The organism is Bradyrhizobium sp. MI1.11 (assembly GCF_055811255.1).
Genome location: NZ_JBVVPM010000038.1, coordinates 59923 through 71121, shown reverse-complemented (window position 1 = coordinate 71121; position 11199 = coordinate 59923). Strand labels below are relative to the sequence as shown.

At 64.0% G+C, this 11199-nt stretch carries 10 protein-coding genes and 1 pseudogene; 6 read left to right on the top strand and 5 right to left on the bottom strand.

Annotated elements, in window-relative coordinates; all coding sequences use genetic code 11:
• Positions 1–540: 540 nt before the first annotated feature.
• A pseudogene (locus AC0L30_RS29890) lies at positions 541–979 on the bottom strand (response regulator).
• A gap of 679 nt (positions 980–1658) precedes the next feature.
• Here AC0L30_RS29890 and AC0L30_RS29885 point away from each other — a divergent pair.
• The 3 genes from AC0L30_RS29885 to AC0L30_RS29875 all read left to right on the top strand — a co-directional run bounded on the left by AC0L30_RS29885 (position 1659) and on the right by AC0L30_RS29875 (position 3262).
• Positions 1659–2357, top strand: a complete 699-nt coding sequence (locus AC0L30_RS29885) for a Crp/Fnr family transcriptional regulator (protein ID WP_219681736.1) — start codon at positions 1659–1661, stop codon at positions 2355–2357.
• A 156-nt stretch (positions 2358–2513) separates the two neighbouring features.
• A complete protein-coding gene (locus AC0L30_RS29880; RefSeq protein WP_035995376.1) occupies positions 2514–2891 on the top strand; it encodes an Hpt domain-containing protein in 378 nt (125 codons plus the stop codon).
• Positions 2892–3013: 122 nt separating this feature from the next.
• Positions 3014–3262: a hypothetical protein gene (locus tag AC0L30_RS29875; protein WP_007598946.1), complete on the top strand. Its 249-nt coding sequence runs from the start codon at positions 3014–3016 to the stop codon at positions 3260–3262.
• An 83-nt stretch (positions 3263–3345) separates the two neighbouring features.
• Here the strand turns inward: AC0L30_RS29875 and AC0L30_RS29870 are convergent, their stop codons facing one another.
• The gene (locus AC0L30_RS29870; protein WP_007598945.1) at positions 3346–3957 is read right to left on the bottom strand and encodes a LuxR C-terminal-related transcriptional regulator; all 612 of its coding nucleotides are present in this window, start codon (positions 3955–3957) and stop codon (positions 3346–3348) included.
• 340 nt (positions 3958–4297) lie between these two features.
• Here AC0L30_RS29870 and AC0L30_RS29865 point away from each other — a divergent pair, with 340 nt between their 5' ends.
• Positions 4298–5461 (top strand): hypothetical protein, encoded by a 1164-nt coding sequence (locus AC0L30_RS29865; RefSeq protein WP_473405844.1) that lies wholly within the window; start codon positions 4298–4300, stop codon positions 5459–5461.
• 545 nt (positions 5462–6006) lie between these two features.
• Positions 6007–7215, top strand: coding sequence for an EAL domain-containing response regulator (locus AC0L30_RS29860; RefSeq protein WP_007598940.1), 1209 nt, complete (start codon positions 6007–6009; stop codon positions 7213–7215).
• A gap of 18 nt (positions 7216–7233) precedes the next feature.
• Here the strand turns inward: AC0L30_RS29860 and AC0L30_RS29855 are convergent, their stop codons facing one another.
• Complete coding sequence (locus AC0L30_RS29855) at positions 7234–8088, bottom strand: NAD(P)H-dependent oxidoreductase (RefSeq protein ID WP_354169765.1); 855 nt, start codon at positions 8086–8088, stop codon at positions 7234–7236.
• Positions 8089–8180: 92 nt separating this feature from the next.
• Here AC0L30_RS29855 and AC0L30_RS29850 point away from each other — a divergent pair, with 92 nt between their 5' ends.
• Positions 8181–9116 (top strand): LysR family transcriptional regulator, encoded by a 936-nt coding sequence (locus AC0L30_RS29850; RefSeq protein ID WP_473405843.1) that lies wholly within the window; start codon positions 8181–8183, stop codon positions 9114–9116.
• Between the two features lie 18 nt (positions 9117–9134).
• Here the strand turns inward: AC0L30_RS29850 and AC0L30_RS29845 are convergent, their stop codons facing one another.
• Together AC0L30_RS29845 and AC0L30_RS29840 are read right to left on the bottom strand one after the other, a co-directional pair.
• Positions 9135–9995, bottom strand: coding sequence for a DMT family transporter (locus tag AC0L30_RS29845; protein WP_473405842.1), 861 nt, complete (start codon positions 9993–9995; stop codon positions 9135–9137).
• Between the two features lie 180 nt (positions 9996–10175).
• Complete coding sequence (locus tag AC0L30_RS29840; RefSeq protein ID WP_473405841.1) at positions 10176–11156, bottom strand: Bug family tripartite tricarboxylate transporter substrate binding protein; 981 nt, start codon at positions 11154–11156, stop codon at positions 10176–10178.
• Between the last annotated feature and the right edge of the window lie 43 nt (positions 11157–11199).

Below are 11199 nucleotides of genomic sequence, written 5' to 3'. Positions count from 1 at the left end.
ATGTTATCCAGGATCTTGGCGTTGTTCGGCTCCTGCTCGAACTTCACCAGCTGATTGTCCACGGTGTCCAGGCTCTCGCTGGTTTCCGTCAAAAACTCCCGCAACAGATCATCCATGAGCTACGCCTTACTGACCTGGATCTGGACCTCGACACCCGAGCCGCGCTGGCATGAACGGAAGTCCCCACCTTGGATCGTTAGACATCCCCTTTCACGGTCCCGTTAATTTCATCCTCCGTGCTAATACGGATATTGAAGACAAGTTTGCCGTTCGACTGCAGGCGACAGCGTTTTTCGGCAAAACCGGCCCCACGCCGCAACCGCGAGACGCGTTAGGTGAACGTGCCGATAACAGCGGGACCAGGCGCGCGGGAAAGCCCTGCTCGTGAAGGACGATATGCGCGGTCTTCGCGGAATTGTATCGAGCCGCCTGCAAGCCGCGGCAGTCTCGCCACGTTCGCTTGGTGCTTTGCCGGGATACGCAAGACCCGCATTTGCGGTAAACGAACCGTTACCCGTGTCCACTGCGGCCGGTGCCGCGCTAACCCAGGCGCGCGGCCGAGGCAAGGTCGCCGTGGGGACGGTGCTCCGCCAGGCAATCGTTGATGGCGGCGAGCAGCGCGTGCGGCGTGAACGGCTTGCGCAGACAGCGCGCCGCACCGAGCTCCAGCGCCATCCGGAGGAAATCGGGGGCAGGCGAATTCAGATTTGCGAACGCGTAGCCGGACATCGCGATCAGCGGAACGGCTGGCGCCCGCTCGTGGAAGATCCTGACCGATTCGAACCCGCGCTTGTGCGGCATGAAAATATCGATGATCATCAGATCGAACTGCTCGTGTTCGAAAATCGTTGCGCTGGAGATAGACCTCGATGGCCATGCAGACCATCGGGTCGTCGTCGACGACGAGAATATGGCGCAGACCTTCTGTCCCCGTTTGAGCTTCCCGATTCGGCGATTCAATAATTGAACCGTGGCGCACGCCTTTCTCCTTTGCTCGAGAAATGAACTGTTGAGAATGTCGTTGCCGGGGCGAGGAAGACGATGGACGCGGAATCTGCGGCCACGCGGCGCCAAGGTTCAAAGCAATATTTGAAAATTGCAGGCACTCGTCCGACCAACGAGGGTGCACGGGTCGACCGGCGTCCGATGGCAGCGCGGATGCAATGCTTCCGGCTCATGAAGGCCCCTTGCCGCTTTTACCTGCGCAACCCCTCGCAGATCGGTTCGCCGGCTCATCAGCGAATCAGCGTGCCATTCTCATTTCGGCCGCAAATGCACCAGCCTGTCTGCCCCCAACGGGTATACGCAGAGCGACACAACCATTATAATAAGGTTTTGCTGCCGCACAACCGGATGACGAACAGGAACATGGCGGCGATCACTTCGAAACGCGCCGGATCAACCATGACCGCGACCACCCTCCGAATGGATGCTCCAGTCGACGATCTGGATCTGCTGGGTTCCCAAATTGGTATCGTGGAAATGGTCAGGGAATCTGTCTTGGCGAGGGCGACGTGCAGCGGCGATCACCGGTCGGACAACTTGTCCCAATTGCCTATATATCCCGACGGGAAGATGATGGAACTTGCGCGGACGGCAAGCAGTTTCGCGTGCTGCGGCCCCGCGGGTCCGAGAGACGGGAGGCTACTTTGGAAACGATGGTGCGTTCCTCCAACGGTTTCCTGTCCGCGCTGTCGGCAGACGATTATGAATTGATCCGCCCGCACCTGCGTACGGGCGATCTGCCGCATGACGCGGTGCTGGTCGAGACCGGCGAAACGCTCAAGCGCGCCTACTTTCCTCATCGCGGCGTCATCTCGTTGGTGGTCGAGCTCGCCAGGGGCGAGCACGTGCAAGTCGCCATGATCGGCCGCGACAGCCTGCTCGGAACGCTCTCGACCATGGGCGATGCCTGCGCGCTGAACACGGCCATCGTGCTGGTTCCCGGCTCCGCCTCGATGATGGACCTCGACCGGCTGCGCATCGCGGCCGACCAGAGCGGCACCCTGCGGACGCTGCTCACGCGTCACGGGCTCGCGGTCTACGCGCAGGTGCAGCAGACCGCGGGCTGCAACGCCGCCCATCCGGTGGAGGCACGGCTGTCGCGCTGCCTGCTGCACACCCATGACCTCTCCGGCGATTACCGGCTGCTGCTGACCCAGGAGGCGATGGCGCAGATGATCGGCGCTCGGCGCAACAGCGTGTCGCTGGTCGCCAATACCTTGCAGCAGGCGAATTTCATTCACTACAGCCGCGGACACATCCAGATCCTCAACCTGGACGGCCTGCGCCAGACGGCGTGCGAATGCTACGCCACCGTGAAGGCGCAGTATGACCGGCTGCTCGGCCCACGCTGACGGTGCCGCGGCGTGGTAAACCGGCCGCTAATTCCGGCCCGCAAACACGGATTGTCCTGCTACCGGAACTGAAATCCGGATGCCGTAGACATGGACGTGACGCGCGCGCCTGTACGGGCCAGCGGCAAACCAACCGTGATCAAGGCAGGCCAAACCATGTTCGAAGTCACCGTCGCGCCTGCGCAGACAGCGCTTGATGCCGAGCCTGCGCGCGAGCCGGGCGCGTACCAGGCGCTGGTGCGCGAGATCGGCGAGGACGGTGCTTGCGAAGTGCGCGACGTGTTCTGGAGCGAGACCTGTGCGCGCCTGCAATTGTTCCGCACGCTCTCGCTCGCGCAGCACCACGGCAGGATCGCGCGCGAAGCGCATTCGCTGAAGAGCGCGGCCGGAACGTTCGGCTATGTCAGGCTCGCGGTGCTGGCGCTGCGGCTGGAGAAGACCGCGGAGAGGCTCGGCGACGCCGGATTTCGCGACCTCCTGGACCTGATGGACGCGGCCTATGCCGCCGGGCGCGCGCAGGAGCCGGAGGGCTGACGCGCGCGCTCGAAAACGCCGTAACCACTCACACGTGCATGCCCGCCGTACTTCTACGGCTTGGGATTTTCACAGATGGCTAATCATAGGCAGCGATAGTCGCCGGAAACCAGGAGGTTTCCATGTTCACCTACGAGACCGCGGACCAGAAAGAAGTTCGTCGCTTCCGCATCGCACAGTTCAACGGCCGGATGGCGACGGTGGCCGCTGGCGAGGCGACGGTGACGGGCTTCGTGCGTTCGGTGCTGGAGCAGGAATCGAGCATGCCGCCCCGCTGGACCATCACGATCATTCCCAACGTGCCGAAGGAAGAGCTCAAGCCGCTGCGGCCCTCGTCGCGCGCGCGTCCCTTCGCCGAAGATTATTTCTGAGCACGATCGGAGCCGCGGGTCTTTCTCGAGAGATGTCTCACGCTTGGCCCTCGCCGCTGGCGGGCGGCCCGAGGCAAGAGCCTTCAGTCGATCGAATGCAGCAGCGCCGCACGGACGAGGTCCGCCGTGTTGCGCGCACCGAGCTTCCGCATCGCCTCGGCGCGATGGCTCTCGAAGGTGCGCGGGCTGATCTGCATCCGAAGCGCACCCTGCTTGTTCGAATATCCCTCGCTGATCAGCCTCAGCACCTCGCCCTCGCGCTTGGTCAGCCGCTTTTGGCCTGACAGGCCGAGGATCTCGCCGCTCGACACCCGCTGCGGCTGTGGCGCGCGCGTGAGCTTCGGTTCGGCCTCCGCGGTCGGCAGACCAGCCGTGGGAGAACCGGCAAGCTGTTTGACGAGGCCACAAACCCGCTCGGTCTGCACCAGCGCATTCTCCACGACCCGCTGCAAATAGGCACGGTCGCCCGTCACCGGCGCGAGCTGATCGCTGTGATGCTTGATCTCGCCCATGTAGAGCAGGAGCGCCGTGAGGGGACCGTTGAGCTCGCGGGCGATGGCGGCGGCCATTTCGTCGGCCGCCTTGGCACGGGCGGCGTTCAGGCGGACGACATCGAGCTCTTCAGTTGGAGCGGCGTTGCTGTCGTACCATTCCGACGGCCGCGAATCAGTGGCCGTATCATTCTGTGACCCCATGTCACTCGTTTAGCGGAACCCGACGCGATCTGTGGTTAACTTTTTGCTCCGTAAGACTACGGTGAATTTGGCAGTTTTGTGCTGAAACCCCGACACAGGCACACTTTATGCTTGAGTAGCAACGTCTCTCAACATTCTTAGGTTGCTGAACCTGCCCAGATGGTAGGCGGGTCACCCGAAGCCTTCTTAACGATCCGACCCGCGCCGATTACCTGAGGCCCCGGATTTTACGGATATATTAACGGCGGCTTGCTTCTCTATGTCGCAACTGAGAGCGCGCAAATGCCTCCATGCATGGGGCCGGTAGGCCTGCTGGAATCGTTGCGGAAGATTGCGTGCCATGAACGAGATCGACCAGCTATCGAACTTCTTGCAGAAGCTGACGCCGCTGTCGCGCAGCTGCCTGCTCAGCGAGCTCGAACGGCTTGAGCTGTGCGGCATCGACATGCCGGGCTCGTCCGACCTCCAATCGCGGCTGCGCGCCGAATTTCGCAAGGACGGATCGAGCCAGGCGCGCGCCACCAGTCCTTCGCGCCATTTCTTTGCGCCGCTCGAGCTGCTCCTGATCGACGGCGCGCCCGAGCATGCCAATATGGGGCGGATCTCGCGCAACACCCTCACCCCGATCTGGGAATGGATCTGCCGCGACCTGCTGCCGACCATGGCGCGCGACTACATCAAGGCGATCAACGACCAGGTCGCCGCCAACAACCAGAAGGAAGTGCTGAAGATCGCATCGACCTTCCAGACCAAGGTCGTCAAGGTTCTCGAGAGCACCCTCGCCTCAGCGGAGAGCACCGAGTTCGCGCGCGGCAAGCTCGCGCAATATACGGCGTCGCGCACCGCCTTCGACGACGTGAAGAAGATGCAGCACGTGCTGCGCGCCGGCGCTGCGCTGCCGAAGTTCAACGAAAAGCTGCCCGAGAAGATCGCGAAATTCGACGACGGCCTGGTCGATCAGATCACCGCACGATTGGACGCCTTCAAGAAGGCCCATCCCGAGGCGCTGCCGTTCGCGCTGACGCTGGTGGCGAGGCGGATGAAGACGTTCTGGCAACTGGTGCGCCTTGCCACCAAGGCCGCCGCGAGCAAGAGCGCCGCCGATGTCGCCGCCACGCCCTATGCCTGCGTCGTTCACATGGTGCTCGACCAGCTCGACGACAGGCGCCTCGCCTTGCGCATCGCGCTCCGGCACAACCGGGTGCTGATCGCACGCGACCTGCTCGCCGAGATCTACGACACCGAATATGCGCTCAAGGTGCGGATCGACGGCATCGAGCATTGCGAATGGGGCATTCGGCTCCAGCAATTGATGGACGCGATCGCGGCGCTGGTGGCCGCCGAGGTGAGCCGCTTCCCCTCCAATGTCGGCCACATTCTCGGCTCGCGCCGGCTGCGCAGCCACGATACGCTCGGTGGAAAGCTGTCTTATCTGGCCTGGAAGGGACGCGATGCGATCGAGGACGGCGCGGCCGCGTTGCGCAAGCTGATCGGCCAAACCTGATCCCGCGCTAATGCGCGCGCGGCAGGCACAGGAAGCGATCGAGAAATCGCCCTGACAGCACGAACCTGAACCACCAATACATTATTCGCCGCGACGTCATTGCTGCGATCCTCGACAGCCCACCACCGGCTGCCCAGAGCAATAGCGCACGTGCAGCAATCCGCTTGTGATGTGCTTCACACGGGCGCCAGCGCGCACCGACGCATTGTCGCAGAACCGTCACGAGCGAACCGGGAAAAATGCGCGCATCGCGCGCAATTGAGGCACGCCATTATTCAATTGGGCGAGGCGCGCGCGGCTTGGTCCAATTGCAGGACAGTGCGCGTGCATGCAGCCTTACTGCGCGTCGCGGAATCTCCAGTGATTGCCGCAACCCTGCGCCCGATGCGCGGGCAGACGTAAAAACTTCTCGAACAAGACGCAGACAATTTTAGACGTGATGGGTGCTTTAACGTTACCCAGATAATTCGACAATCGACTGAAGCCTTCCATATTTGAAACTGCTCACGTCGCTAACACACCGGCACGGAACGGGAGTGCTTGCGATGAACGACGAAATTGTAGAACTCGCCGAACGAAGGCCGAAGACCTTCGGACGGCGAAAGATGAAGCCGCGCGCCTGCGTCGCCGACGGCAAGCGCCATCTGCGCGCGTTTCTCGCGGAAGTTCTGGAGGATCTCGGCTTCGTCACCACCGAATGCGCCAGCGCCGAGGAGCTGCAGAGCGTGCTGACAAGCGGATTGCCCGACCTGATCCTGCTCGGCATCGCTGCCGACGGCATCGAGCCCGGAAAATTTCTGGAGACGCTGGTGCGCGAGGCCTTTGACGGAAAGGTTCTGACGGTGGGCGCCCGCGAGTCGATCATCGTCAGGGCGGTGCAGCAGGTCGGCGAGGAATACGGCCTCAAGATGCTGCCGCCGCTGACCACGCCCTTTGCCGCGGAGACGCTGCGCGACCGCGTCGCGATGCTGTTGCCGGAGGAGCCGGCGCCGAGCCCGGCCGTGCATGTCGGCGAGGCCCTGCACGCTGGCTGGCTCGAGCTCTGGTACCAGCCCAAGATCGACGCGCGCACGCTGATCCGCAATAGCGCAGAGGCGTTGGTGCGGATGCGGCATCCGACCTGGGGCGTGGTGCCGCCGGCCTATTTCATCCCCGAAGAGCACGACCCGAATCTGCGCGACCTCTCCGAATTCGTGATCGAGCGCGCCATGCAGGACTGGCACTATCTGCTGGAGCAGCAGAGCCCGGTCGATCTCGCGATCAATCTGCCGGCGTCGTATCTGAAGGAGCCGCAAGCCGTGGGCGATCTCTGCCGCCGAATGCCGACGCATCCGGCGTTCGGCGGGCTGACGATCGAGATCGACAGCGAGGAGGCGATCCGCGACCTCGATCTCCTGGTCGAGGTCGCCCGCGAACTGCGTCTGCACAATATCGGCCTGTCGATCGACAATCTCGGCGCCAACTGGCCGTCGCTGATGGACCTCGGAAAAATTCCGTTCATCAAGCTGAAGGCCGACCGGCACTTCGTCACCGGCAGCGGCACTGATCGCCTCAAGCGCACGGTGTGCCGCCACATCGTCGAGCTTTCACATGGCTACGGCGTGCACGCCGTCGCCGAGGGCGTCGAGAGCCGCGCCGACCTCGTCGCCGCCAACGAGCTCGGCTTCGACCTCGTGCAGGGTTTTCTGTTCGGCAAGCCGATGCCGCTGAAGAAGTTTGCGCGGAGCACGCTGACCCGGACGGTGATGGGGTGATGTCGCGCGCGCGACGGATTACGCCGTTGCCGCGCAACGATCCGTCGTCGAGCGCATGGAGCTCGCCTCACCATTCGGGCTGCGTGCCTCGGCCTGCTCGACGTGAAGCGCGAATCCGGTCGCGCCGGAATGCTCAAGTCCTGCGCGGAGCTGCATGCTCGGAATCAGGTAATCGCCGCCATTCTGGCGTCGGTAAGGAATCGGCGATGTCGTCGCAAGCGTTCGCATCCTCTCGCGCAAACGTTCGGCAGTCGCCTGGAAACCGGCTTCGTCCAGTTTGTCGGCCTTGTAGACAACGAACGGCGGAAGCACGTCATATCCGGGATAATAGAGGACGCCGTGATTGATCGGGAACAGCAGGTCGTCGATCGGCCCGTTGATCCCGCGCGCCGCATAATGCTCCTGCCAGCCGCCGGCCGTCACGATCAGCATCGCGCGTTTGCCCGCTAGCCTGCCTTCGCCGTAACGGTCGCCCCACCGCTTGTCGCTGTGCTCGCCGACGCCATACGCGAAACCGTAGGCGAACACGCGGTCGACCCAGCCCTTGAGGATGGCCGGCATGCTGAACCACCACAGCGGGAATTGCAGGATCAGGACGTCCGCCCACAGCAGCTTCTCGATCTCGGCCTTGACGTCCGCGGTGAGCGTGCCCGACTCGAACGCCTGCTTGGAGGCGGCGGCCGGCGCCAGCCGCGCGTCCTGCGGCAGCAGCGGAAAGTCGGCGCGGCCGACCTCGGATGTCCAGCCATGGGCGTAAAGGTCTGACACCCGCACCTCGTGTCCCTCAGCCTCGAGTTCTCTGACGGCGACATCGCGGAGCGAGCCGTTGAGGGAGCGCGGTTCGGGATGAGCGAAGACGATCAACACTTTCATGATCAGCACCTTGGTTGACGATTGCGAGCAGCAGGTAGCGCCTCCGACTGCAATCCGGTAGTTGTCGCGGATGGATAGGATCCTGCCGAAATATGGATAGATCGGACGTGACGCTCGAACGCATGCGCAGCTTCGTGCGGGTTGCCGAGCGCGGAAGCCTGTCCGCGGTCGCGCGCGAGCTTGGCCTCGGCCAGTCGACAGTGACGCGGCATCTTCGGGAACTGGAGCAGGCCGTCGGCGTGCCGCTGCTCACGCGGACCACACGCAGCGTGACGATGACGGAGGAGGGGCGCCGCTACTATGCCGACTGCGTGCAGATCCTGCGCCTGGTCGAACTCGCCGGCGACGAGGCGCGCAGCACGCGCGGCGCGCCTGCCGGAACGGTACGCGTCTCCTGCACCGCGGCTTTCGGCGTGCTCCACGTCAGTCGTCTGGTGTTCGCGTTCCAGGACCGCTATCCGGACGTGGCGGTGGATCTCAGCCTGACCGACGAGCGGATCGACCTGGTGCGGGAAGGTGTCGATATCGCGCTGCGTCTGGGGCCGCTCCCCGACAGCTCGATGAAGCTCAGGCTGCTTGGTCAGTCGCGGCGGGTGCTTGTGGCCGCAGCGGACTATCTGGCTTCGCGCGGCAGGCCCACGCGGCCACAGGATCTCGCCAGCCACGAGGGTGTCAGGATGTCGAACATCGCCGGCAGCGACGTGCTCGTGCTGCACGGGCGCCGCGGCGCCCGCCATGTGGTCCCGTTCGCAGGGCGGCTGCGGGTGGATCACGGGCTTGCCGCACGCGAGGCGCTCGTGGCCGGTCGTGGCATTGCGCCGGCCCATCTTTGGCTCGTCGACGACCTTCTTGCATCCGGCCAACTTGAGCACGTGCTTCAAGACTACGCGCCGCCTTCCGTTCCGTTCAACATGCTGATCGTCCCGGAGCGGTCCGGCATCGCGCGGGTACGGCTGCTGATCGACTTTCTCGCCGAGCGGATCGCCCAGCTGCCGGGGATCGAAAAGCCGCAAGCGGGCAAGAACTAAGGCCGCATCGATTCGGCCTCAGGCAAACCGCCGCGCGAAGAAGACGCAGGCGACCACCAGCGCGGTCGCGACGATCATGCTCCAGGCGACCGGTTCGTGCAGAAGCAGGCCTGCCAGCGCGAGGCCGAAGAACGGCTGGAGCTGCTGCAACTGGCCGACACGCGCGATGCCGCCGATCGCGAGCCCGCGATACCAGAAGATGAAGCCGACGAACATGCTGAAGACCGAGACATAGGCGAGCCCGATCCAGGCGGGCACGCCGACGCCGCTCCATGTCGAGGGCCAGGTCCAAATCGCGACCGGCAGCATCAGCGGCAGCGCCAGCAGCAGCGCCCAGGAGATCACCTGCCAGCCGCCGAGCCGGCGCGACAGCGCGGCGCCTTCGGCATAGCCGAGCCCGCACAGCACGATCGCCGCGACCATCAGCAAATCGCCGGTGAGCGATGCGGTGCCGTCGTTGGACAGCGCAAAGCCCGCGACGGTGGCGCTGCCCAAAATCGCGAACAGCCAGAACATCGGCTGCGGCCGCTCGCCGCCGCGCAACACACCGAAGATCGCGGTCGACAGCGGCAAGAGCCCGATGAAGACGATCGAATGCGCCGAGGTGATGTGCTGAAGCGCAAGCGCCGTCAGCAAGGGAAAGCCGACCACGACGCCGACGGCGACGATCGCGAGCGAGACGAGATCCTTGCGCTGCGGCCGCGCCTGACGGAGCAGGCCGAGCACGGCCACACCGATCAGCGCCGCGATGACCGCGCGCACCGAGGTCAGGAACAGCGCGGAAAACCCGCCGACCGCCACGCGCGTCGCCGGCAGCGAGCCGCTGAAGATGATGACGCCAAGAAGCCCGTTGCCCCAGCCGCTGCCGGAAGATTGCATGGTTGTCTCGTGTTGTGGTCGTGGTCCGATCTGGAGGTGCCAGCCGGGGTGGCGTGACGATTACCTGTAGGCTTTCCAAGACCCAACAACAAAAAGCGCGAAAACAACCCCATGCACAGTAGCCGGGGGCTGCAAGATCAATGACTTACGCGGGGGCGGAATCGTCCAACTGGGCGACACTTAATTCGCCTTGATGCCCGCTTCACTGATTAGCTTGCCCCATTTCGCACTTTCGCTTTGGATGAAACGGCTGAACTGCTCGGGCGAGGTCGGTGCAGGCTCTGCGCCAAGCGTCCGGATCTTCTCGACCACCGACGGATCCTTCAGGGCTTTTCCGAAAGCTTCGTTCAACCGGCCGACGATATCGGCTGGCGTGCCGGCCGGAGCAACCAGCCCGAACCAGCCGACGGATTCGAAACCCGCAATACCGCTCTCGGCGAGTGTCGGCACATCGGGCAAGGACGACAGACGCTGCGCAGACGACACACCGATGGCGTTGAGCTTGCCTTCGAGGATCAGTTGCCTCGATGCGGGGATATCCAGTACCGCGAAGGGGACATGGCCTGCGAGAACGTCGACCGTCGCCGGTGCGGTCCCGCGATAGGGGACCAGCTCCATGGCGATCCCGGTCTTCTGCGTGAACAGTGCTGCGGTCAAGTGCATGGCCGTCGAATTGCCGCCATGCCCGATCGACAACGCGCCCGGCTTGGCCTTGGCAAGCGCGATCGCCTCCGCCGTCGTGTGCGCCGGCACGTCCGCCGAGGCGACGAGCACGAAGGGAATTTTCGCGAGCAGGGTGATCGGCGCAAGATCCTTCGGATCGAACGGCATCGACGAATTGAGGTGCGGATTGACCGTCAGGCTGCCTGCCGGTGCGACGCCGAGCGTATAGCCATCAGGCTTGGCCTGCGCGACCGCAGCCATGCCGATGTTGCCTCCAGCACCCGCACGGTTCTCGATCACGAGACCCTGCTTGAGCTCGGCGGTCACCAACGGTTCGAGCGCGCGGATGACGGTATCGGCGCTGCCGCCGGGCGGAAATGTCACGATGATCTTGATCAATTGCTCGGGATAGGCCGCTCGGCCCGCCTCCAGCGGCAGCACGGCGAAACTCGCGGCCGTCAGCACGGCCGAAATGCGACGGCTTGCAACGTGAAACACGTTTCCCTCCCCGGTACGTTCTTGTTTGTGAACCACGCCTTGG

Bases quoted from the DNA above. Each gene is read 5' to 3' on its own strand.
- AC0L30_RS29885 (WP_219681736.1), top strand. From the start codon at position 1,659: ATGGTGCGTTCCTCCAACGGTTTCCTGTCCGCGCTGTCGGCAGACGAT.
- AC0L30_RS29880 (WP_035995376.1), top strand. From the start codon at position 2,514: ATGTTCGAAGTCACCGTCGCGCCTGCGCAGACAGCGCTTGATGCCGAG.
- AC0L30_RS29875 (WP_007598946.1), top strand. From the start codon at position 3,014: ATGTTCACCTACGAGACCGCGGACCAGAAAGAAGTTCGTCGCTTCCGC.
- AC0L30_RS29870 (WP_007598945.1), bottom strand. From the start codon at position 3,957: ATGGGGTCACAGAATGATACGGCCACTGATTCGCGGCCGTCGGAATGG.
- AC0L30_RS29865 (WP_473405844.1), top strand. From the start codon at position 4,298: ATGAACGAGATCGACCAGCTATCGAACTTCTTGCAGAAGCTGACGCCG.
- AC0L30_RS29860 (WP_007598940.1), top strand. From the start codon at position 6,007: ATGAACGACGAAATTGTAGAACTCGCCGAACGAAGGCCGAAGACCTTC.
- AC0L30_RS29855 (WP_354169765.1), bottom strand. From the start codon at position 8,088: ATGAAAGTGTTGATCGTCTTCGCTCATCCCGAACCGCGCTCCCTCAAC.
- AC0L30_RS29850 (WP_473405843.1), top strand. From the start codon at position 8,181: ATGGATAGATCGGACGTGACGCTCGAACGCATGCGCAGCTTCGTGCGG.
- AC0L30_RS29845 (WP_473405842.1), bottom strand. From the start codon at position 9,995: ATGCAATCTTCCGGCAGCGGCTGGGGCAACGGGCTTCTTGGCGTCATC.